This is a genomic window from Bacterioplanoides sp. SCSIO 12839 (assembly GCF_024397975.1).
Lineage (GTDB): Bacteria > Pseudomonadota > Gammaproteobacteria > Pseudomonadales > Oceanobacteraceae > Bacterioplanoides.
On sequence record NZ_CP073745.1, the window covers coordinates 2,731,085 to 2,753,430 of the forward strand.

Annotated in this window: 19 protein-coding genes; 5 read left to right on the forward strand and 14 right to left on the reverse strand. The window is 46.6% G+C overall.

Annotation, left to right across the window (positions count from 1 at the left end; all coding sequences use genetic code 11):
* Positions 1-66: 66 nt before the first annotated feature.
* Positions 67-1,095: an AraC family transcriptional regulator gene (locus KFF03_RS12575; protein WP_255857270.1), complete on the forward strand. Its 1,029-nt coding sequence runs from the start codon at positions 67-69 to the stop codon at positions 1,093-1,095.
* Here KFF03_RS12575 and KFF03_RS12580 read toward each other — a convergent pair.
* From KFF03_RS12580 to KFF03_RS12605, 6 genes are all read right to left on the reverse strand, one after another.
* Positions 1,092-2,528, reverse strand: coding sequence for an oxygenase MpaB family protein (locus KFF03_RS12580; protein ID WP_255857271.1), 1,437 nt, complete (start codon positions 2,526-2,528; stop codon positions 1,092-1,094). The two genes, KFF03_RS12575 and KFF03_RS12580, sit on opposite strands and share 4 nt — an antisense overlap.
* 113 nt (positions 2,529-2,641) lie before the next feature.
* Positions 2,642-3,106, reverse strand: coding sequence for a hypothetical protein (locus tag KFF03_RS12585; protein WP_255857272.1), 465 nt, complete (start codon positions 3,104-3,106; stop codon positions 2,642-2,644).
* Positions 3,103-3,810: an OmpA family protein gene (locus KFF03_RS12590; protein ID WP_255857273.1), complete on the reverse strand. Its 708-nt coding sequence runs from the start codon at positions 3,808-3,810 to the stop codon at positions 3,103-3,105. The genes KFF03_RS12585 and KFF03_RS12590 overlap by 4 nt, the downstream gene beginning before the upstream one ends.
* A 10-nt stretch (positions 3,811-3,820) precedes the next feature.
* Positions 3,821-5,071: a hypothetical protein gene (locus tag KFF03_RS12595; protein WP_255857274.1), complete on the reverse strand. Its 1,251-nt coding sequence runs from the start codon at positions 5,069-5,071 to the stop codon at positions 3,821-3,823.
* A gap of 89 nt (positions 5,072-5,160) precedes the next feature.
* On the reverse strand, positions 5,161-6,762 hold the full coding sequence (locus KFF03_RS12600; RefSeq protein WP_255857275.1) for a methyl-accepting chemotaxis protein: 1,602 nt from the start codon (positions 6,760-6,762) through the stop codon (positions 5,161-5,163).
* Positions 6,763-6,787: 25 nt separating this feature from the next.
* On the reverse strand, positions 6,788-7,783 hold the full coding sequence (locus tag KFF03_RS12605; RefSeq protein WP_255857276.1) for a cytochrome-c peroxidase: 996 nt from the start codon (positions 7,781-7,783) through the stop codon (positions 6,788-6,790).
* A 136-nt stretch (positions 7,784-7,919) separates the two neighbouring features.
* Here KFF03_RS12605 and KFF03_RS12610 point away from each other — a divergent pair, with 136 nt between their 5' ends.
* The 3 genes from KFF03_RS12610 to KFF03_RS12620 are packed head-to-tail and all read left to right on the forward strand — an operon-like array spanning position 7,920 to position 9,569.
* Positions 7,920-8,240 carry a YbjQ family protein gene (locus KFF03_RS12610; RefSeq protein WP_255857277.1) on the forward strand — a complete coding sequence of 107 codons (321 nt, stop codon included), beginning with the start codon at positions 7,920-7,922 and terminating at the stop codon, positions 8,238-8,240.
* Positions 8,240-8,728 carry a YbjQ family protein gene (locus KFF03_RS12615; RefSeq protein ID WP_255857278.1) on the forward strand — a complete coding sequence of 163 codons (489 nt, stop codon included), beginning with the start codon at positions 8,240-8,242 and terminating at the stop codon, positions 8,726-8,728. The genes KFF03_RS12610 and KFF03_RS12615 overlap by 1 nt, the downstream gene beginning before the upstream one ends.
* Before the next feature lie 4 nt (positions 8,729-8,732).
* Positions 8,733-9,569 (forward strand): M48 family metallopeptidase, encoded by an 837-nt coding sequence (locus KFF03_RS12620; RefSeq protein ID WP_255857279.1) that lies wholly within the window; start codon positions 8,733-8,735, stop codon positions 9,567-9,569.
* Here KFF03_RS12620 and KFF03_RS12625 read toward each other — a convergent pair whose 3' ends face one another.
* The 4 genes from KFF03_RS12625 to trxB all read right to left on the reverse strand — a co-directional run bounded on the left by KFF03_RS12625 (position 9,570) and on the right by trxB (position 14,888).
* Complete coding sequence (locus tag KFF03_RS12625; RefSeq protein WP_255857280.1) at positions 9,570-10,994, reverse strand: sensor histidine kinase; 1,425 nt, start codon at positions 10,992-10,994, stop codon at positions 9,570-9,572.
* A complete protein-coding gene (locus KFF03_RS12630) occupies positions 10,991-11,764 on the reverse strand; it encodes a response regulator transcription factor (protein ID WP_255857281.1) in 774 nt (257 codons plus the stop codon). The genes KFF03_RS12625 and KFF03_RS12630 overlap by 4 nt, the downstream gene beginning before the upstream one ends.
* Positions 11,765-11,776: 12 nt before the next feature.
* Positions 11,777-13,783, reverse strand: coding sequence for a TonB-dependent receptor domain-containing protein (locus KFF03_RS12635; protein ID WP_255857282.1), 2,007 nt, complete (start codon positions 13,781-13,783; stop codon positions 11,777-11,779).
* Positions 13,784-13,931: 148 nt separating this feature from the next.
* Positions 13,932-14,888: a thioredoxin-disulfide reductase gene (gene trxB, locus KFF03_RS12640; protein WP_255857283.1), complete on the reverse strand. Its 957-nt coding sequence runs from the start codon at positions 14,886-14,888 to the stop codon at positions 13,932-13,934.
* 414 nt (positions 14,889-15,302) lie between these two features.
* On the opposite strand from trxB, the gene KFF03_RS12645 reads away from it, so the two are divergent.
* The gene (locus KFF03_RS12645) at positions 15,303-16,013 is read left to right on the forward strand and encodes a hypothetical protein (RefSeq protein WP_255857284.1); all 711 of its coding nucleotides are present in this window, start codon (positions 15,303-15,305) and stop codon (positions 16,011-16,013) included.
* Here KFF03_RS12645 and KFF03_RS12650 read toward each other — a convergent pair.
* The 4 genes from KFF03_RS12650 to KFF03_RS12665 all read right to left on the reverse strand — a co-directional run bounded on the left by KFF03_RS12650 (position 16,010) and on the right by KFF03_RS12665 (position 22,337).
* The gene (locus KFF03_RS12650; RefSeq protein ID WP_255857285.1) at positions 16,010-17,731 is read right to left on the reverse strand and encodes a hypothetical protein; all 1,722 of its coding nucleotides are present in this window, start codon (positions 17,729-17,731) and stop codon (positions 16,010-16,012) included. The two genes, KFF03_RS12645 and KFF03_RS12650, sit on opposite strands and share 4 nt — an antisense overlap.
* Before the next feature lie 90 nt (positions 17,732-17,821).
* Positions 17,822-19,360 carry a hypothetical protein gene (locus KFF03_RS12655; RefSeq protein WP_255857286.1) on the reverse strand — a complete coding sequence of 513 codons (1,539 nt, stop codon included), beginning with the start codon at positions 19,358-19,360 and terminating at the stop codon, positions 17,822-17,824.
* A gap of 200 nt (positions 19,361-19,560) precedes the next feature.
* The gene (locus KFF03_RS12660; RefSeq protein WP_255857287.1) at positions 19,561-21,192 is read right to left on the reverse strand and encodes an alkaline phosphatase; all 1,632 of its coding nucleotides are present in this window, start codon (positions 21,190-21,192) and stop codon (positions 19,561-19,563) included.
* A 104-nt stretch (positions 21,193-21,296) separates the two neighbouring features.
* Positions 21,297-22,337 carry a metallophosphoesterase gene (locus tag KFF03_RS12665; RefSeq protein WP_255857288.1) on the reverse strand — a complete coding sequence of 347 codons (1,041 nt, stop codon included), beginning with the start codon at positions 22,335-22,337 and terminating at the stop codon, positions 21,297-21,299.
* Between the last annotated feature and the right edge of the window lie 9 nt (positions 22,338-22,346).

Consider the following 22,346-nt stretch of genomic DNA (forward strand, 5'->3'; position numbering starts at 1 on the left):
ACCAGCAATGAACTCAAAGCTACAGCCATGTAAGATTCACTTACGGTTTTTAAATTAGGAAATTCTGTGTCGGGCTCAATGCGTATCACCATACTGATGCCAATCCTAAATCACATGCGTCAATCAGACACCACTGGTAGCCCATGGCATGGTCAGGTATTAACCACATTAGGTGTCAATGAAGAGCAGCTGCGCAATCCCAATATCAGGCTCCCGATAGAGAAAGTCGATCATTTACTTGAACTCGTCAAGAAAGCGACAAAGCAACCACAGCTGGGACTAATCGCTGGGCAAGGATTTGAGTTAAAGAACTATGGTCTGCTCGGTTTTATGCTGAGTTATTGCGATACCTTTGCCGAAGTGGCGGATCTGTCTACCCGTTATTATCGTTATTTATCCTCGGATAAAGCACCAGTCATTGAACAAAAAAATGGCCTGGTGATTGCCCGTCACCAGATCAGTCCGGGACAACCCGATGAAGAACGTACACGGGCTGAATTATTTGTCAGCGCTATTTTGCAAAGTGCGAGAATTTTATGCAGTCAGCCCATTCCATTACGGTCACTGAAATTTCAGTTTTCTGAACCAGTATACAGTGAGCTGTACAGCCAATATTTTCCGGACACACACGTCAGCTTTAACCACAGCCATACCGAATTAATCTTTGACGAATCCTGCCTGGAAGTTCGGCTGGACTTTCCAGACCAGGCGATGAAGTCTGCAATCCGGCAACAACTGGATGACGTGATTCATAAAGAACAAGCCAGTGGTTATATTCAGCAAGTGAGTAATATCCTGACTCAACAGGATCAGGGCTTCGCCTTTAATCTCACCTTAAACGAGGTGGCGTCCCTGCTGAATATCAGCGGGAAAACCCTATCGCGGCGATTACAACAGGAAGGCACCCGTTTTAAACAATTACATGAGCAGGTGCGCCATCAGTTTGCGATCAAGCTGCTGAATGATAAACAAAATAAAATTGATCATATTGCTTTGGAGCTGGGGTACGCCGATCGCTCATCGTTTGACCGATCTTTCAGCCGCCGGGAAGGTATTTCCCCGGCCGCTTTTCGGACTGATATACAGACAGATTAAGAGTCTGCACCTTTCAGATCTTTAGTGGTGGAGTTGTCATGACCATCGTAGGTCATTTTAACTTCGTCACTGCCCTCTCGCTTCATCAGCCTGGCAACAAAAGAAACGAACTTCTTATTGCTGAATTCCCGATGCTTCTGACGGCGGCGCTTCATCCGTTGCTCATAAAACGGAATCAGTTTATCCAGTATCAGATAGCCACGACGCACTTCCCGCATCAGCACAAACAATGGCACAGCCCAAAACGCTTGCTGTGGCATCCCAGGCATATCGCGGAAAATGTCGTTGCCGTACGCCCAACGATTAATGCCATTTAAGAAACCCCGACTGAGTGGATTCATCAAGGCTAACAACCTGGAACTCTGTCGCTTAGCAATTAAATCCGGAATACCAAAATAAAATGCCTGGTTCAGTTTTTCAGTAAAGGGCGTTTGGCCTTCACACATCGCCAGAGAATGGTCAACGTAGAGGTAACATTCATCCAGGTCCTTTGGTAACACATCAATGCCAGTACCATTAATGTAAGAAATCACCCGAGCCAGTTCACAGCAGTTTTCATAATCTTCACGGCTGTATTTCGCCCCCATTGACGCACTGAACTTCAGGCAATACAAGGTGAACATAAAGCCGCCATTGGCACCAATATGATCGGACATCGGGTGACCACGCTCAGCAAAGTCGATTAAATCTTTGTTATCCGATTTAATCACCTGATTACGAATCAGAGAGTGCATCAGACGCACGCGAGCACCGGTTTTAAAACTTTGGCTGAAACGCTGAAATACATCCGCAGAAGACACATCTCCCACGACATACGAACTGGTTTCAACAAACCGGCTTAATGAGTTTTCAACATTAAAAAAGCGCCCGGTTGAACCGACCATACGCGATACCGGGCCCATGGTACTGGATACCCAGATCAGGCTGGTGTTCGCCATGTAATGCATCAGTGGTGACATATTCGCGAGTAGGTCGGCACCTTTCTGGGCTTTGTCCAGGTCGAATAACTGTGGGATAGCATCTATTTGAGCGAAAAATTCTTTCAGAATATCCGGAGCATCCGCGACCGAGTTAATGCCGTTTTCCAACGCTTGTTCGAACAACTTACGGCCCTGATTATTAGGCTGCTGACGCATCCAGAGTGCCAGTTGGTCACTGGTGTAATCACCTTCCCACTCAGCATCCATCCAGCGCCTGGTCACCGGAAACGCATCAAACTCGGCAGCCGACATTTTCATCTGATAATCACAATCCGCGAACATCATACGACGATAACCCTCGTACGTTGTACTGTACTGAGCACTGATCGCTGGTGCTGGTCGCAGCGGTTTATCCGGGTTCTGACAGCGATAAAAGTGATGTGGGTGTTGTGCCATTTCAGGATTTATTGAGGCAGCTGGTGCTGTGTTTGATGGAGAAGTGGTTGTTTGCATGGCTATTATTCTTATCAGGATAAAGCCAGGTATTGTGCAAAAGCGGGGAAACAGGAGCTATGTGTCAGACAGACAGTAAGTTGTTCTGAGCGGACAACTCATCAATCAATCGGCTAAACCGGGTAGAAAGGAAACGTTTTTTTGAAGTCAGCCAAATCAAACTCTTCCTGAACATGCTCAGTAAACTCATTGCGCCGAACCCGGCGACTATCAACTCCCTGGTATTTCAGCAGTGCAAGGCATTCCAGGCATAAATCATCCTCTGCATTAGCTTCTGTCCCGGTAACAACACTCACCTGACGGTGACGTAACTGCTGAACCGTTTGGCAATAAGCCAGGTGATATTTTTGTTCATGACCCAGCCAAATGCGGGAGTTTTTATACGCCAGTGTTTTATCTTTTAAGGCACGTAATTCGGCGGCATTGATAGAGAAGTGGCCTTCTTCCAATGCTTCTCGCTCGGAATACGTCAGCTGTTTTTGCGGATCAAAAAGTTCAAATTCTCCCAGCTGTTTAGCTCCCATTTTCTGGCGCAAAGCATTCAGGTCAGCATCGTCGAGAAAATCCGGCAGCTTCATAAAACTTTCTCTAAAATGGTGGCAATTCGGCTATCCGCATCGGTTCTTACACGGAATTCCACACGACGAGAGCCCTCTTCATTCTCGACACCGCTTTCAGAGCGTACCACTTTGGCAGACGATAAACCGTTGGCGGTTAAATGTGTTTTTAACCAGTCTTTATTGGTGGCCACATTATTCAACCCGAGTACATAACCCAACGTGGTACGAGTACGTTCCTGAGATAAATCCATATTCCGAATATAAGCATCATCATCACTCGCCGCTCCTGACCAGGCACTGGAGGTATGCCCTTCAATCCGCACTTCAAGAATATCGTCACGGTATTTCGGCTGAGTAATAATATTTACATAACGGGGAAAGAAATCGGCCAGAATATCGGCAAATTCCGGTTTTAATTCGGCTTTACCCTGATCGAACAACACATCCGTATTGTTAAACCGAAACGCCAGATCTTTGTCCAGTTCTGCACCCCAGCGTTGCATATCCGGAGCAAATTCATTATTCAGATCATCGTACAACTGAGTACGCAGGTGATCGTAGAGAATGGCAATATCGCGAATTTTATTACGCTCGGTTTCAACGTTCACCATAAACACAATGGAAATCAGCATAAACACCATCATCAGACCTGCCATTAAATCCGATACTGCAACCCAATGGCCTTCCTGTTCTTTTAACTGCTCCAGTTCATTTTCATTCATCGGCAGCTACTCAATCATGCTCAGTTTCAGCGACAGATTCGGCTACTTTAACCAGCTGCTGTAAACGTTTCGTCAGCGGCGTGTAGTCACTCACAAACTTCTCAGATAAAGCCGTCAGTTGCATACCAAAGGACTTCAGTGCCTTATTCAGCTCTTCTTCCATGCTTTCATCTAGCGCCACAACCTGACGCTCAACCCGCTCACCGAGACGCTGCAATTGCTGCAGACTATGATGCTGTTGTTCTTGCAGGCGTTCGTTACTGGCTTGCAGTTGCTGTTCTAGCTGCTGCTCAACACCACGCTGCATTGCTCCTAATTGCTCAACCGCCCAGCGTTGCTGGGACTGCACAGCTTCTGACATGCCCTGCGTCAATGCCACCACCCGCTCTTCCAACTTCGGCAAACCATCAGCAGCATGATTCACCAGGTCAGCCAGTGAACCCAGTTGTGATTGCAGGTTCTGGCGTTGTGCCTCCAGGCCATTCAGGAGATCCTGCAGCGATTCAGAAATGCCATTAAAGGCGTTGGCATGTTTCACCATGTATTCAAACGCATGGCTGGCTTCTTTCATTGAGCCGGATGTTCGCTCCTGCTCGGTAATCAGCTGTTGTAACTGATCCCGATAGTTATTCTGCCAATCCAGCATTTTGCCAACGCTTTCATTCAGGCGTTTAAAGTTATCACCATATTGCTCGTTAATACGGGTATTAAAGTCGCGCATAACGGTTTCGATCGCTTGTACCAACGCTTTGGCATTGGCTTCTGCCATGCGCTCCTGATAGCCATCCAGTGACGCAATAACCTGATCCAGACGATCAACAACCTGTAGGTGATTACGGGTGAAGGTGCGCGGCAGAGCATCTTCTCGCTCAGCACTGAATTGATCCGCCAGATGTTTCAGTGAACTGTCCAGGTCATCAATGGTCGCTACCCGGGTCTGTGTGACTTCCCGCCGACCAACCTGAGACATCGCGGCACGAATTTTTAACGTCAGCGCTCCCAACAGCCCCACAATGGACGACCAGAATGCAGTTTTTAAGCCGTCCATCAGTTTCGGCACACTGCCCTGAATATCAGCAGTATCAAAGTGCCATAAGCCCAGTGCGACACCTAAAAACGTACCAAAGATGCCAATACTGGTCAGAATATTCGGGGCGATTTCAGCCGTACGATTGGAGTACCGGAAAATATGGAAGTACAGGGTCAGCACGACGATGACCGCCATCAGACCCAGTGTCCATCCAGAAAATTGCGCCATCATGTATCAAAGTCTCAAGCCAAAATGGGTTTATTACAAACCAGTCTAGTTCAGTATTTTTATTTCGCGTATTGGCTATATAAAGAAAGTGCTTACAAACGGAACTCGCCCAGGTCGCCTTCTACTTTGGTTAACGCTTCTGCGAGTTGCTCCCGGGCTTGCTGCAACTCAGCCGTACGCTGTTCCGTTTCGGATGCGACGTTATTAACCAAGCCCATACGATCAGAGATATGGCTCATGGTTGATGTTTGTTCATGGCTTTGTGTGGCAATGGTGCCGTTAATTTCAGAAATTTCCTGAATTTTTATGCCTACCGCATTCAGTGATTCATTCACTTCACCGCTTTGCTCGACACAACGCAACGCTAAATCGCGGCCATTCTCCATCACATTACGGGCACTGCAGACTTTATCCTGGATGCCACTGATGGTTTTGCGGATGTTATCCGTTGATTCACGGGTTTTGCTGGCCAAAGCACGCACCTCATCAGCCACAACCGCAAACCCTCGGCCTGCTTCGCCGGCTCGCGCGGCTTCAATCGCTGCATTCAGTGCTAATAAGTTGGTTTGTTCAGCAATTTCATCAATCACATTAATTAACGAGGAAATGCTGTTGCTATCTTCTGCTAACAACTGGATTTCTTCTCGTGCCGCAGACACTTCATTAGATAGCTGCACAATGCCATCAGACGATTGCTGTAACAGCTGAATACTGCTTTGCGTATCATGATTGATTACATCCGCCTGATCCTTGGCCTGGTGCGAGAAGTCATTCATTTGTTTTACCGCATCGGTCATATCTTTAACGCAATATTCCGTCATCACCATCGCCTGTTTTTGTTCCACTGCGCCTTCCCGGGTTTGGCTGGCAATTTCAGTCAGTCCTATTAAAACCTTGCAGGAAGTGGTAACAGAGGCATTGGTATCAATAATTAATTCATGTATCCGATTAATAAAAACATTGAGTTCACGAGCCAAATCTCCGGTTTCATCATTACTGTTTAATTTCAGACGCTGAGTCAGATCAGCTTCACCCTGCGACAGACTTTCGACTGCCTGCTGTAAAACTAACAGTGGTTTCTGAATATTCAGTGAGAGCAATATGGCTATGATGATACCAACGGCCAACACAGCTAACATAACGGTGACAGCCGTTGACTGTGTTCCAGAAATGGCCTCTGCAGTTGTTTGTTTATGGGCCTGAGCACTTTGAATGCTTGCCTGTACCAGCTGCTCCAGAGCGTATTCTAACTGTTGGTCAAGGTCGGTCAGCACCCGTTCATCCGGCAGCTGTTGTAAACCTTCACCACCAATTCGGAGTACATTAAGCTCATACCAACGCTGTGCAAGCGTGCGGGTAGCGACAAAATCAAACTGAGAACCAAGAGAAACAGCAGCCTTCTCTGCCATATCCACTTCCTGGTTGAACTGTTTCTGAAGCGTACTGAGTGCTTCTGAGTTTTGCTGAGAATCGGAAAATTGAATAGCCGCCAATTCTGTCGCCACCAGCTCTCTGCTGTTACGGAATACATCCCATGCACTGCGGCTGCTGTTAACCGCATTCAACGGGTGCTCCATCACGTTCAGGGCAGTATTACCAATCGCTCCCAGCTGAGTACTGAGATAAATACTCAATGCACTGAACAGCACCAGAATCAGACCAAAACCCAACCATAATTTTTGTTTAATCTTCATAACACAATTGCTCTGACTGGCACGTTTAAATAGGCAAAATAGGAAGGCTGACCGGCTTATCTTCGCCGTCGAGCGTGGCCATAAAGGCTTTAAGCTGATCCAGTTCCTGCTGATTCAGGAGCACAGGTTTCATCAGAGCTGAGCGACTGGTACGCGGAATACCGCCGGAAATATAGTGTGCAAGAACTGCATCCATATTCGCCGATAAACCGTTGTGCATGTATGGCATACGCTGGCCAATGTTGCGCAGCCCCGGCGTTTTAAAGGCATGAATATGATCCGGGTCGGCAGTAATATTGGCTCGTCCTAAATCATCCGTCGCCAAACCGATGTCATGAAACTGGTTATCGGTGAAGTTCCAACCGGTATGACAACCGCTACAGCCAGCTTTGCCATTAAATAACTCAAAGCCCGCTTTCGCCTGAGCAGAAATTGCCCCTTCGTCACCATCAACCCAACGATCAAAAGGCGCGGTACCAGACACCAGTGTACGCTCATAGGTTGCAATGGCTTTCAGAATGTTGGTTTCGTTAATCGATTCGCCAAACACTTTCTGAAATTGCTCGCGATAACCCGCCACCTTGTTAAGCCTCTGAACCACTTCCGCTAAAGACATGTTCATCTCAACTTCGGCTTCAACCGGCCCACGAATTTGTTCTTCTAATGTTGCCGCACGCCCATCCCAGAAGAAGGTTTCACCCCAGGCTAAATTCAGCAGAGTTGGGGAATGCCTCGCAAGTGATTCATTGATATCACCGACAGCCGTCGCAACCCCATCTTCCCAACCTAACGATGGGTTATGACAGGTTGCACAAGTCATATTGAAATGACGACTGAGACGCTGATCAAAAAACAGCATTTTCCCTAATTGGGCTTTATCAGCACTATAAGGGTTATCAGCCGGGAACGGGATAAAGTCAGGTCGTTTGTATTGCTGCTTCAATGCCTGAAGCTGGGGTGACTCTTCTCCGTAAGAAACATTCGCAATCAACAACCATATAAATACAACCAATAGATTCATAGTTGGCTCTGCTTTACGTGGAAATTCCCTAAAGTTTAGACGGTATTTCTTTCGACGTGGAAAAGGCATACAAACTTTTGGCGCAATTAACACTTTTCGTTATTATCGGGTTATTAACTCTACACAGGAGATCACAATGCTGATCAGTAATATGGAAGTCGTTCCCGGCAAAAAAATCACTCAACACCTTGGCCTGGTTCAAGGCAGTACCGTTCGGGCTAAGCATGCTGGTCGGGATATCATGGCCGGCTTAAAAAATATCTTTGGCGGTGAGTTAAAGGGCTATACCGAACTGTTATCAGAATCGCGTGATGAAGCCATTGAACGCCTGAAAGAACAGGCCCAGGCCATTGGTGCCAATGCCATTGTGAATGTCCGCTTTTCAACCTCATCCATCGCTGCCGGTGCTTCTGAGATTTTTGTTTATGGCACAGCGGTTATCGTGGAGGACCGCTAATGGGCCAGTTACTGACTTTTTTAGTATTACTGGGGCTCGGTTACTTCTTTGGACGACTTGCAGAGTCTCGCCATTACAAGCGCATTCATCAGCGTGAACAAGCCTATCGCCAGCTATTGGTCATGCCTGAAAAATTCCCTCCTATTCAATATGCCCGCCACAGCAGTACTTTAGTCAGTGGCAATGTGGTGATCTCCGTTGATTATTTTAAAACCGTTGCCGCAGGCTTACGCAGTATTTTTGGTGGGCGTGTCGCTGCCTATGAAAGTTTACTCGATCGTGCACGCCGTGAAGCCGTACTACGCATGCAGGAGGACGCACGGGACAAAGGGGCCGATGCCGTTTATAACCTGAAGTTTGAAACCGCACGTATTGGTGAAAATGCTGGTAAAGGGCTTGGGTCGGTGGAGGTATTGGCTTACGGCACGGCACTGATCCCTACACCATCGGCTCTCACAGAATCCACTTCAATACCAGCTCAGAGCTAACGTGATGGATACCCGGCCAACCAATAATCCTGCATTACCCGATCATATTAATAATAAGAATGAGCATCCACTCAAAGATTTTCTGATTCTATCGTTTGCGGTCGTGCTGTTAATTACCCTGCTGACATGGTTGCTTGCCTCAAGTGCTTCCTGGTTAGGGCCACGAATACCGTATGAATGGGAGTTAAATTGGCAAAGTCAGGCACAGCCCATAAATGAAGGCTCAACCACACTGCATGATCAGCAAGAACAAGCCTTACAACGGCTATTGCATAAAGTTATAGGAGACAATGCCTTACCGGTGCAGGTGCATTATCTGGCCAATGAAGAAACTCCAAATGCATTTGCCACTCTCGGCGGTCACATTTTTATCACCCGGGGGCTGTTAGAAAATATTCAGTCGGAAAATGGTTTAGCCATGGTATTAGCTCATGAATATGCTCATATTCAGCTGCGACACCCGATGATTCTGTTGCTGGAGCAATTATCACTGGGGCTGATTTTTTCATTAATAGGCAGTGATAATATTGCCCAAATGGTGACACAAAATACCTCCATGATGACGGTACTTGCCTTTAGCCGGGATATGGAAAGAGCAGCTGACCAGCAGGCCTTACAGCACTTATTAAACACCTATGAACACACCAGCGGTGCAGATGAGTTTTTCACGCAAATAAAAAAACGTGAAGATGAGCAGTATTTTGAGCATAACCCGGTATGGCTGGAGTTTATGCAGACTCATCCTTTAACGCAGGAACGAATTAACGCCATTAAGCAGTCTCTGATTAAAGGGAAAACTACAGCTCTCCAAGAAATACTTACGCGACCTGATAGCGAATAATTACATACCCCCTGAATTCAGGTTCATCGGTAAAATAATTTCAAATACCAATCCACTACAGTCAGGTTGATTTGTCTCTTTAAGATGTGCCGTTACATGTCCGCCCAGCGCTTCAACCTGGCGTCGACTCAGCGCCAGACCCAACCCATAGCCTGACGTTTTGGTGTCTTTATTTCTGGCCTTATCAACACGAAAGAAAGGTTCAAAAATCGCTTCGAGATATTGCTCTTCAACCCCCGGACCCTGATCAGAAATGATAATTTTGACCAGATCACGCTCAGTCGTTAGTAATACCTCGACTTCACTTCCTACAGGGCTATATTTCATTGCATTACGAATGATATTTTCCAGTGCCTGACCCAAGGCACGGTGATTGCTTTTATTCACAATACACTCCTCCGGGATAGACAGTGTCAGGATATTATCCGGGAACTCAAAACGTGCATCTTCAGCAATAGCGTCGATTAATAAACAAACATCCAGGGTTTCCTGAGTAAATTCCTTTTTGGTATTACAGTCAGCATTGTTTAACCAGGACAAAGTTAAAGTATCCTCCAGCAAGGATTGCATCCCATCTACCTCACGCGATACGCGTTGCAGTACCGGATCATCCAGATTGTCACCCAATGCTAATTTGATACGCGTAATCGGCGTTCGCAACTCATGTGAAATGTCCTGAATAAGCTGCTGCTGACGCTGTACCAGCACACCGATGTGATCGGCCATGGTATCGAAACTCTGACCCAGCTCACTGAGTTCATCCTGACGTGCAAACATTTTTGTGCCAATTCGTACCTCATAGTCACCATCACGGAAGCGGTTCGTTGCATTCTGTAATAACGCCAGCGGAATACGAATATGGCGATAAATCAAAGCAGCAAATAACGCAACTAACAAAATTGGCAAACCATAGGTAATCGAATGATTAATGGCTTGCCAATAAGAGCCTGGCCTCATTCTTTGTGGCAACTGAATAAACAGAAAATAGTCGGTTTCCGGCATTGGCAGTTTCATCACCGGATTAAAACTGAAATAAAGGTGGATAGGATAATGAATACTACGGCCAACACTTAAGTCCGGATCTTTACCGAATAACTGTGTATCTAATTTTCCTGCCAGCCAGATCGCTTCTGTTCTTCCCATGGCCGCCCAGGTGTTTTCTTTCTCCATCAGTGTTTTCAGCCACGAGTTGAGCATTCCATAACGTTGAGCCTCATCAGGATATCGGCGGTAAATAGCACTGGCTTCACTGGCATATGAACGCAGTACTTGCTGGTATTCAGGTTCAATTAAACTCAGTTCTCTTTCAGCATAATCCGTTAATACAACCACCAGCACCACCAGCATAACGGTTGAAGATGCCATAATCAGATAAAGCTTGGTAAACAGCTTGAAAGAAAGAAAAAAGGACAAGATATTTTTCATAACTCACTCAAATCAAGACAATACCCTTGCCCGCGGACTGTTTTGATCAGATTGACACCTAAACCAGCTATTACAAACTTTTTACGAATTTTACTGATGTGCATATCCAATGTTCGGTCATATCGGCTGAACTCTCTTCGCAAAACGTTTTGATACAAATAGGCTTTGGTCAGAACATCATCGGCTTGCTCTGCTAATGTCTTCAATAAATCATATTCAATCAGCGTTAATGTCAGCTTGTGAATATTTCCGTCCGGGGTATTCACATCAACATCCATAGTCTGTTTATTAAACTGGAAAAATTGCTGGTCGCTACTGTTTGCTGCTGTATTAAAAAGTTCTGGTGAAGTACGCTTCAATATGGCTTCAACACGTAAATGCAGCTCCGTCATATTAAAAGGTTTAATTAAATAGTCATCCGCTCCGGTTTTAAACCCCTGAATACGATCCTCTTCACCACCACAAGCAGTCAGTACAAGCACAGGCGTTTGCTTCTCTTTGCGCAGTTCAGCCAAAAACTCAAATCCATCCATTTCCGGCATCATGACATCAAGCAAAATCAAATGATATTGACTGGATTTCGCCTGTAATAAGCCATCAAGTCCATTAAACGCTGAATCAACATCAAACTCCGATTGCCGTAATTTCTCACATAATAACTGATTAACAGTAGCATCATCTTCGACCACTAATATTTTAGCGAGCATTTCCATATTCCCAAAACGATAAAAGCTCCTGACTCTATGAGTCAGAAGCTTTTTATTGGTCATTTAAGCCAGAAATCAGAAGCGCAATGATGCACTCAGGCGAATTTCACGACCTGCTTCAGGCAAACCGGAGATAATCTCATAACCAGGGTTATCACTGAAGTCTTCCAGACTCGCATGACTGGTATATTGACGATCAAATAAATTCTTCACTGCAAAGTTTAAAGTTAATAAATCATCACTTAATGGTAACCAGCGAGCATAAATATCGTGGACACCATAACCAGGTTTATCGGTCTCAACCGTTTCATCAGCTAATTCCAATTTAACGTTATTTAAATCATTAACTAACTCACTGCTCCAGCCAAACTGTAAATCATCCGAAAAATGGTAGTCAGCTGTTAAAACTAATGTATCTCCAATTGATACACCCGTTGAGCTGTATACATAACGCGATACACGCTCACCATCTCGTTTACTGTCAGCAGTGTTAAATGCTGCAGTCAGCGTCAACTGATCCCAATTAGCAGCAGCATTGGCATAAAAACCGTCAGTTTTAATATCTTCTTTCTGGTTGGTATACACCTTGGACCAAGGTAAATCCCCACCAATAGAATCTTTGATAACAGAGTGGTAAGCACCTGCAGCAAAAGTAAATACATCACCTTGATAATCAATACCTACCTCGGTGTTTTCAGCTTTTTCTGCTTCCAGGTCTTTATCGTTTGCAACTGAGCCTAAACGGAACGCGTCCTGTACCGTTGCACCACGAATTGCCTGGGCATAGCCAGCACTAACACTAAATCCACCACCAATGACATAGTTAGCACTCAGGTTAGGTGAATAACCACTGTCATCGATTTTCTGCTCAAGAACATCTTCAAGGTGATAGTCATCGTAACGTAAGCCTGCAGTTACGGTTAACGCATCGCTAAAAGTCATAATATCCTGAACAAAAAAGCCCTGAACATTACCCTCTTCATCGACCTTCGGATAATCTACAAGTGCCCCTCCCTCGAATCCTTGAGAGTCTTCAAGTACGCTTTTATCTTCACGATAGTCGATACCATAAACCAATTTATGCTGGTCGATTACACTGATATTCTGAATGCGAGCACCGGTATTTTTCACATTACCTTCGTAAGTAAAAGGTCCTTGATCTCGTTTCTGGTTATTTTTGGTCTGGTATAGATTAACGCTGAAGTCAATCAGCGGGTTGCTATTATTAAATCCATAATTCAGGATCAAAGTGTTTCTGTTAGCCTTGGTATCAGACAGCGGGTTTTTAGGGCTTGGTTTCCACTCCGGGCGGTATAAAACGTCACCACTTTCTTCGAGTGCTTCATAGCTCAGCGACAGACGGTTTGCCTCATTAAGCTGGCCAACAACCTTAGCATAACCTAATAACTTATCAGAACCTGTTCCGACAAGCTCATCACCATTGCCATCCTCTACATTATTGAAGTTACCCCCAACAATGCTGGCCATGGCACTTAAGTCACCTTGTTTATCACCAGCAAAAACGGTCGCGCTGTTTTTAGTGCTATCGCCATTAGAAAAATAACCTGACTTCAATAATACGCCGGCTGTTTCACCCGGATGTAATAAGTCCATCGGGTCTTTTGTTGTAAAGCGAATTGCACCGCCCAGAGCACCTGGCCCCGCTGTTGCACTACCAGCACCTGCTTCGATTTCAACTTGTTTTAGGAGTTCTGGTTCTACTGCGATACGACCAGAGTGGTGGAATACCGCACCCGCCTGCTCCGCACCGTCCACAGAGATATTCAGCATATCTTCGCCAACGTTACGCACATAAACTTTCTGTCCGAGGCCTACAGGTCCTCCAGCACTAACCGTTGGGTTTTTACGGAAAATATCGCTCAGATCCTGAGCTTGCAGCTTATCCAGATCTTCTGCTGTGATTAACTCATCCAAACCTGCGGTTGCTTGGCCAACCACCTGAACCATCGACAGTTCAACTGTCTCATCGGTCTTCACTTCATCTGTTTTATCTTCAGCATAGGCGTAACCTGCCAGTACCGTCGAAACAGCTAAGGCCAGTGTTTTCTTGTAGAACAACATAATACTCCCCAATCCATTTACAATTGAGATGTATTATCAATAAGATTCTTAAAAAGTGTAGCTTTTTTACAATTGTTACACTTATTTTTTGCTTTTAAACAAAAAAACCCGCCGAAGCGGGTTGTTTTTTAACCAGATGAAGCGACTTTTAGCCTTCCAGGTTATCCAGGAAGCGCTCTGCGTCCAGCGCGGCCATACAACCGGTGCCTGCTGAGGTAATCGCTTGGCGGTAGATATGGTCCATCACATCACCAGCCGCAAAGATACCTTCAATGCTGGTTTGCGTCGCATTGCCTTCGGTACCACTTTGTACCTTCAGGTAGCCGTCTTTCATATCCAGCTGGCCATCAAAAATACCGGTATTCGGCTGGTGACCAATGGCAACAAAGATACCTTCTAAATCCAGCTCTTCGGTTTCGCCGGACTCACGGTTTTTGATACGCATGCCAGTCACACCCATATCATCGCCCAGCACTTCATCCAGCTCGCTGTTCCACTTAATGGTCACATTGCCGTTTGCCGCCTTGTCCAACAGTTTGTCGGCCAGGATTTTTTCACTGCGGAAGCTATCGCGACGGTGAATCACAACCACCTCTTTAGCGATATTCGACAGGTACAGCGCTTCTTCAACAGCGGTGTTACCACCACCAATCACAGCAACACGCTTGTTGCGATAGAAGAAACCATCACAGGTAGCACAAGCAGAAACACCTTTACCTTTAAAGGCTTCTTCACTTTCCAGGCCCAGATATTTTGCCGAAGCACCGGTGCAGATGATTAAAGAGTCACAGGTATATTCGCCACTGTCACCTTTCAGGCGGAATGGGCGCTGCTGTAACTCAACTTCGTTGATCTGATCAAAGATGATTTCGGTATCAAAACGTTCAGCATGCGCTTTCATACGCTCCATCAGGGCTGGCCCCTGAACACCATCGTTATCACCCGGCCAGTTGTCGACGTCGGTGGTGGTGGTAAGCTGACCACCCATTTGCATACCAGTGATCATCACCGGATTCAGGTTAGCGCGTGCAGCATAAACGGCAGCTGTGTAACCCGCCGGACCAGAACCCAGAATCAATAACTTAACGTGACGTGCTTCGCTCACCTGTTGTCTCCAAATCGGTAAAAATAATATCGGTTGGCATTATAGGGCCAATGCGGATTCAGCCCAACGACTTTACCAGCCTCTGATAGATGATTATGGACAAAGCTTATCGCTATTAGTTTCGGCTGTTAAATTAATATTGCCAATCTTCTGATACAGCGTCGCTATCGCCCGGCAGTTTATGACGAACTGTCTATACTCAAGCTGATGAAACCAATTTGCCACTGTTCGGCAGTGGTTTTCAGAAATTTGCTGAATTTTTTATCAGGATAAGAAGCACTTATATTTCAAATACTTAAGTGCCCCATTTTTCAGCAATCCGAGGGCTGTCATTTTTTCTGCGTTGTGGGCAATTCAGAACTGTTGCACCATAAACATGCAGAGAAAATAAACATAAAGAAGGGCTGCGCCGTCATGCAAAAACGCCATGAGATACAACAGAAATCCCGCCTTGGGACACTGTTAATTCACAAAGGACTGATAACCCGCCAGCAACTTGATCAGGCGTTGACCCAACAAGCGAAAACAGGCATGCGTCTTGGTGAGGTGCTGGTCGAAAATGGCTGGTTAACCGATAAACAATTGAGTCGTGCGCTGAAGAAGCAATCGCGTTACCGCTTAATTGCTGCCGTCAGTGCCATGTTGTTAGGCCCTATACAGCCCTTTATGGCCTCCGCCAATGCAGCCACCGATGACCAGGCCGTTGCAGAGCAAACATTCGCTAAACGCTCCGGTATGCAGACCTTAAGCGAACTTGAGATGTCGAATGTATCCGGTCAGTCGTTAGGCACTCAGTATGAACAACTGATTGATGTGATCAGTGGCAATATGGATTCGGAAGATGACGTTGCAGCAACCACATTGGAATCGCTGCTCGGGTCTTTTTTGCCAGGATCAAACCTGTTGGAATCCGATATGGAAATCACCGGCGTGGAATATGAACCTGGCCCCCGAACCACATTAAACGCCGATGGTTCGCTGGATGTTAAAGTGCCCACCAAAATCAAACAGATCGCGTTCAAAAACGTGCGCGTTGCTGGTGCTTCTGGATCTCATCTGGGCGACGTTACGCTCAAAGATATCAACCTTGAAGGCATGAGCGTCAAGGTTCATCTGAGACCTTAACGCGCCAAAAACTGCCGTAGCAAGCGTGCTTTCTGAGCAGGTGCTTGCTCGGCAATCCGTTCCAGCTGTTGTTTTTGTTCTGACGTTAATTCAGCAGCATCCCAACCGGATAAAATGGCATACATCACCTGATCCGATGGTTCGGAAGCAACGTGGCCAATCAGACGGTCACGTTGGCTTTCATCCTGACTCAATACCCTGCCCGCAGCATAACGCTCTTTTTGTGTACCTGATTCCAGCACGGATAACATCGATTGCTCTAAACCATCCAAACGGGCATTACCCGCAGCCAGGATGGCGCTGGCGGAAGAGTGATCTGGTGATGTTATCGCCTCAGTGATGTGTTGCCGTAATTGTGATTCCAGGTAATCACTCCCCTGGCCCGAATCACTCAGGTTTGCCAAACTGGTTCCCATACTGATCAAGGCATTGTTTCTGACATTCGGAGTTTCATTCTGTTGCTCGGCCATGTTTGCCAGGGCATGGAAAGATTCCACCGTCAGCTTATCGTTACCGGCCAGAGATACCATCAGCCTTACTTTTTGTAAATCTGCCGCATTGCCAGCAGCAACAGGCATCGATGCCAGAGTTTGCAACATAAAACTTTCGGCATCATCACGCCCGGTTATTCCCAAAGCGAAGATCAGATCACGCTTTGAAGAATCAGACAGATCGGATTGCAGTAACGCATTAACGGCATCCGTCGCCTGAAAATGATCCAACATATAATTTGCGGCCTGACGTAATGACGCCATATCTTTACTGTCAGAAAACTCCTGAAGAACCTCCCACATCTGCGCCTCAGTCTCGACGCGGTCAGCCAGTGTGTCCGCATTAACGCCGGCTACATTCCATTGATTGCCACTGTTGGCGTATTGAGCAAATTGATACTGCTGAATATCGGTAAAGACAGGAATGGCCTTCGCTTCGATTTTAAAACGAATAAAACCTTTTTTTCCGGCAACGCTCAGCGCGTGTTTTTCGACTGTACGTAATGTCTGCGGTAAACAGTTTTTACCTAGTTGCACCATCCAGTCACTTTGGTAGTCCGAAAATGAACCGGCAAATGAACGGATATTGGCGGTGGTTGGGTACGCCGCACGTTCAACGACAATTCCCTCTGTTCCCGACTGCCCTTCTGTTCCCGGTTGCCCTCCGGTTACTGATTGTCTGGCACGCTGACGATAGCGATAAGTTCTTTGTAACGGGTCATAACTGAAAAAATAATTGGTATCAGGTGCCCCAACCGACAAACCTTTCAGCAATTGCGACACAATGGCCATGGGGTGTTTTTCAATTAACCCTAAATCATCAAATGCGGTGAAAACGGCGTATTGCTGCGCATCAATACGGCTGAGAAACACAACATCCTGCAATGCCATATCTCCCTGACCTTCATTAATCGTGATGCCGCTGGCAATGCCTTTAACAACGTCATCATTCGCCTGAGTTAATTGGGTTTTAAAACGCAGTCGGGAATCGTAGATTGCCTGTTGATTTAATTCTGATGTGACTGTCACCGTCACATCATAAGCGACGTTCAGCTGCGTATTCTGGTTACACTGAAGTGGATCAAAATCTTTCTCCGGCAACAAAGAATTGGCCGTAACAAATTGTGGTGCAGCCGATGGCAACGATTGGATATATCCATACAAAGCCGCCGCACTTAAGCCTGCAAGGCCCAGTAACAGCAATAGAATTTTTTTAAATACAGACATAAAACACGGACATAAGACTCAAATAAAGCTCAAATAAAATGACAAAAACCTTCTGGCGACCTGATCACCAGAAGGTCTAGGGCCTGTTATTTACAGAAGAATTGACTGAGCTTCATCGCGAGCCAGTAAAACCTCATTATCCTGGCTCCCCTGCCAATCAATATCAGCTTCATCACCAAACGCATTAATATCAATGCCAAGCACTTTCAGGAAGGTATCCACATAACCCCGCCCCGAACTCAGCTGACGTTCCAGCGATTCCGTTTTATAGGTTTCATAGCCTCCTTCAGAGGCAACACGCACACCTTCTTCCAGCGAATACGGCATGGATAATTCCATCACCCACAATTTAAAATCCGCACCGATCTGTAATAAATCCGGCAGGAAATTCAGAATACTGGTAATTCGAACATACGCTTGAGAAGACAACCACATATCCATCTCCGGGGTTACATCCAGGCGAGTCTGATTCGCGTGTTGTACACCATTAATAATAACCGGCGGCTGAGCACGATCGACCGTTGACGTCAGCTGGGTTTGTGCACTCATGGTACTACCGACGGAGCCATAAATACGGAAGGGAATGAGCTCATAAACCGATACTGACATAATCCCCAGATCGACACCCGCCAGCGCATGTAACGCCGGATCAAACATCCGGGTTGAAGCCTGAACACTGATACTCGGTTTCATATTCAGGCTGGCTGTGGCAACCGTACCGTCGTCATCACAAGCAATCTCAGTGGTAAAATCAAACAACACCGTTTCCGCCAGCGATGGAACATACCAGGCGGTGTTAACCTGTTCATCCAGACTATCTGAGACGGCACCAATAATAGCGCTGCCGGCTTCTTTAACACCCGTTGCTGCTAAACCGGTAACGTCCGGTACTGGCAAACCGGCAAAACCTTCGATGGCATCCAGGCCACACACAATCGGAGCAAATGACATATCCGTTTTTAACGTTGGCGTCTGATCTTGAGGCACCACAATACCGCCCTGGCCAGCTGTTGCCAGAAATGCCTGATGTTGCTCATTTGCCTGACCCAGAATGCGCCCTGCCATGGCAGCACCAAATTGGCCAAAACACATTGGTCCTACGCCATTAAAGGTGTCGGCACAGGGCTCGTAACATAATCCGGCTTCATTAATCTGACCTTGCGGGCACTCTTTAACTACACGCTCCTGAACCCAGGATTGTTTAGTAATTGTCTCTGGCCACCACTTCCACTTGGTGCAGAAAGCACCGGTATCACTGAAACCATCCGGACATTGTTGCCAACAAACACCCGCTACCGAATCGAACCCCGCCGGGCAATCTCTGGCACATAACCCGGCATTGTCGCTGTAACCCGCTGGGCAAACACTGGGAATTTTGCCAACACCACGGTTATAAGCCCATTCTTCAAAAGGACGTTCGATTTTTTTTACACTGGTATCAATCTGATGCTGAATATTACCAATCAGAGATAAGAACTGGTTGCCCTCGGATTCACCCGATACAGCCTGAACCTCTACCGGGTAAATCGCACCGTTTTTAATCGCATCGGCATGGCTACTGTTGGCCTGCAACAACGAAGCTGGCAACAGCAGCAATGCGCACATCAGAAGTCTTGTGATGAGTATCATTATTTTTATCCTCCACATTTTATGAGGTGTAACTTAGTTTTATCTGGAACCATCGTCCAGTTTTATAGAGGTAATTGTGCGCCAATATCTCAGGTATTTATGCAACGACGGCATAACATCACCACTAGCAACGCCATATCAGCGAATAAAAGCCACAAAAAAGGCCACATCACTGTGGCCTTCGGCTGAAGCGCTGGCGCTTACGCTTTAGGTGCAAACGGAACCGGGTTGCGAATGCCGGTTACCGGGCGATCCGCTTCACTCAGGCGATTGCTGCCATTATCGGTTTTATAAGACACCTCATGGTAATGTGCAGTGCTCTTCTTCTCGATGGTATTGACGTAATACCAGTCAGCCTGGGCACGTTCTTGTGTGACATCCAGAATAAAGAAACCATGATGCACCATATCGCAGAACTTCAGATGCGGGCTGCTGGACTTTAATGCCGCCGCCGCAATATCACCCACCACGGGAGGCAATGCCGGAGATGTCACAGAAGGTGTTACAAACTCAACACCTAAAGCTCCATCACCGGTTTTACCGTTATATTTATTACGATCGAATGGGTCCTGAGCTAAGTCAGCCACCCAGGTTGAATGAATATCACCCGTCAACACGATGAAGTTATCGATATTGTTTTGCTCCAGGTGATTAAACAGACGACGACGGGTCGACGTATAACCATCCCAGGTATCCAGGAAGAAAGAGGCACCGCCACCTAACTTATCTGGCAGAGCAACCGGGCCAATTTGTTGGATCTGAACCTGCTGACCACAAATTTTCCACTTAGCAGACGAAGTTGAAAGCTGGTTATGCAGCCATTGCTCCTGATCGAAGCCCAGCAAGGTGCGGTTAGGATCATGACGCTCTGATTGAGTGAAGAAACCTACCTGTTCATCACGGCCTTCAACCCGGGTATCCAGCACCATCAGATCAACCAGGTTACCAAACTGCAGCTTACGGTATACCGCTTCCAGATCATCCGGCTGATTACGGATTGGCATCCACTCAAAATACGCCTGTTTAGCCGCACGCTTACGTGCGATGAAATCGCCTTCACCGTCGTTATGATTCTCGGCACCGTCTTTCCAGGTATCGTTCGCAAACTCGTGATCATCCCAGGTAACAATAAACGGATATTGCTGATGCAGCGCTTTTAAATCCGGGTCGCGCTTATACAAGTTGTGACGCTGACGGTAATCGCTCAGTGACACAATTTCATTTTTAGGCAGCAGCGCACGCTGTTCACGCAGGTTTTTATCGTCGTACTCACCTTCGGCATATTCATAAATGTAATCGCCCAAGTGAACCACTGCATCCAGGTCATTACGCTCAGATAAAATACGATACACATTAAAATAACCGTGCGGAAAACTGGAGCAGGAAACAACGGCAAGGCGCAGACGATCCAGGCCAGTTTCTGCGGCGGTTTTGGTACGGCCAATTTCGGATTTTTTATCGCCGGCTTCAAACTGATAGTAATACCAGGTATTTGGCATCAGGCCATCGGCGTCTACTTTAACGGTGTAATCACGCTCAGCATTGGTGGTGAACACGCCACTGTTGGCTTCATCGGTCATCTCGATATCACGGCAAATGCGCCATTTCACATCAATGGTAGCGTTCACTTGTGGCGTAATGCGAGTCCATAAAATCACGCGATCACTGAGCGGATCGCCCGATGCCACACCATGACCAAAATCAGCAATCACTTTATCAGCCAGTGGATCTACCGGTGGCTTCGAAGACATCGCAGCTGCCGGGCCTGCAACCGAAGCAGCAGCACCAGCCAATCCTAAATTTTTCAGTAACGAACGACGAGAAACAGACATAATTATTCCCTCAAGGGCATCCTTAGCGACACTGCTCTCTTCAGTGCCGCTTATGCTTGTATTAATAAATGATCGGGGTTGTGCGAAAAATAAGGCGTATCGTTTTATTGACGCGTCAGGGTCTGGCTGAAGGCCGCCTGGTATTCACCACTGACTTTATCAACGGTGTATGCCGTTCCACGGAATTCATCCCCTTCAATTTCGATGTAGAAGAAGCCCAGTACACCATCTTCCTGCCAGTAAGCTTCGTTACGGTCACGGTTGGTCAGGTCACGGGTTTTACCACCAGCGCCCGATACCATGTGGAAGGTTTTACCGCAGCTGTCGGTTGGCTTCAGCCATTGCAGCTCATGATCGTGTCCGGCAATCATGACATCAACCTGATTGCACACATTGTCTTTTAAAAAGTTGCGATAAATGATGCCCGCACCCGGGAAACCATCATAAATACCCGCATTATTATGGCGACCATTAGAAATATAAGCATGATGCGCGTAAGCAATTTTCCAGGGAGCCGTTGAATTCTGAAGCTGCAGGTTAAACCAGTTAGCTTGCTTCTTGCGATACGGGAACTGGAAATATTCATGATCAGCATCCGCTACACCCGCCAGCGGGTTAGAGTCCAGCGCAAAAAACTCAACCAATGGGTTGATGTCATTCGCTGGGGCGGTGAAGTTGTAATAACGCGCAGGCATGTTCCATTTGTCACTGGTGCGATTTTCTTTGTAGTGATAAGCCACCTGAATATCACCTTTGTCATTGTCCAGGCCATCGCCACCAATGATCCAGGTATTATCGTGATTGCCTAATGCCATATAAAACGGAAAATCCAATTTAGCGTACGGATCTTCAAATTTGGTCTCAAACTGAATGTCATCCGTGGAATCCGCGCCAGATTCATAAATGTTATCGCCCAGTCCAATGGCGAAATCACAACCACGCTCAGCACAGACCTTTTCCATCACGTCGGCCACTTTGTACTGACCGTCTTCACCCGTTCCCATATCACCAATGGCAATAAAGCGAACAATTTTTCCCGGGGCTGGCGTTGGCTCTGGTGCGGGTTCTGGGGTTTTTGACATAGCCATCGCCTGGCCACTGATCATGCTGGCAGCCATCACGCTGAACAGAGTAGTCTTGTTCATCTTGCAATC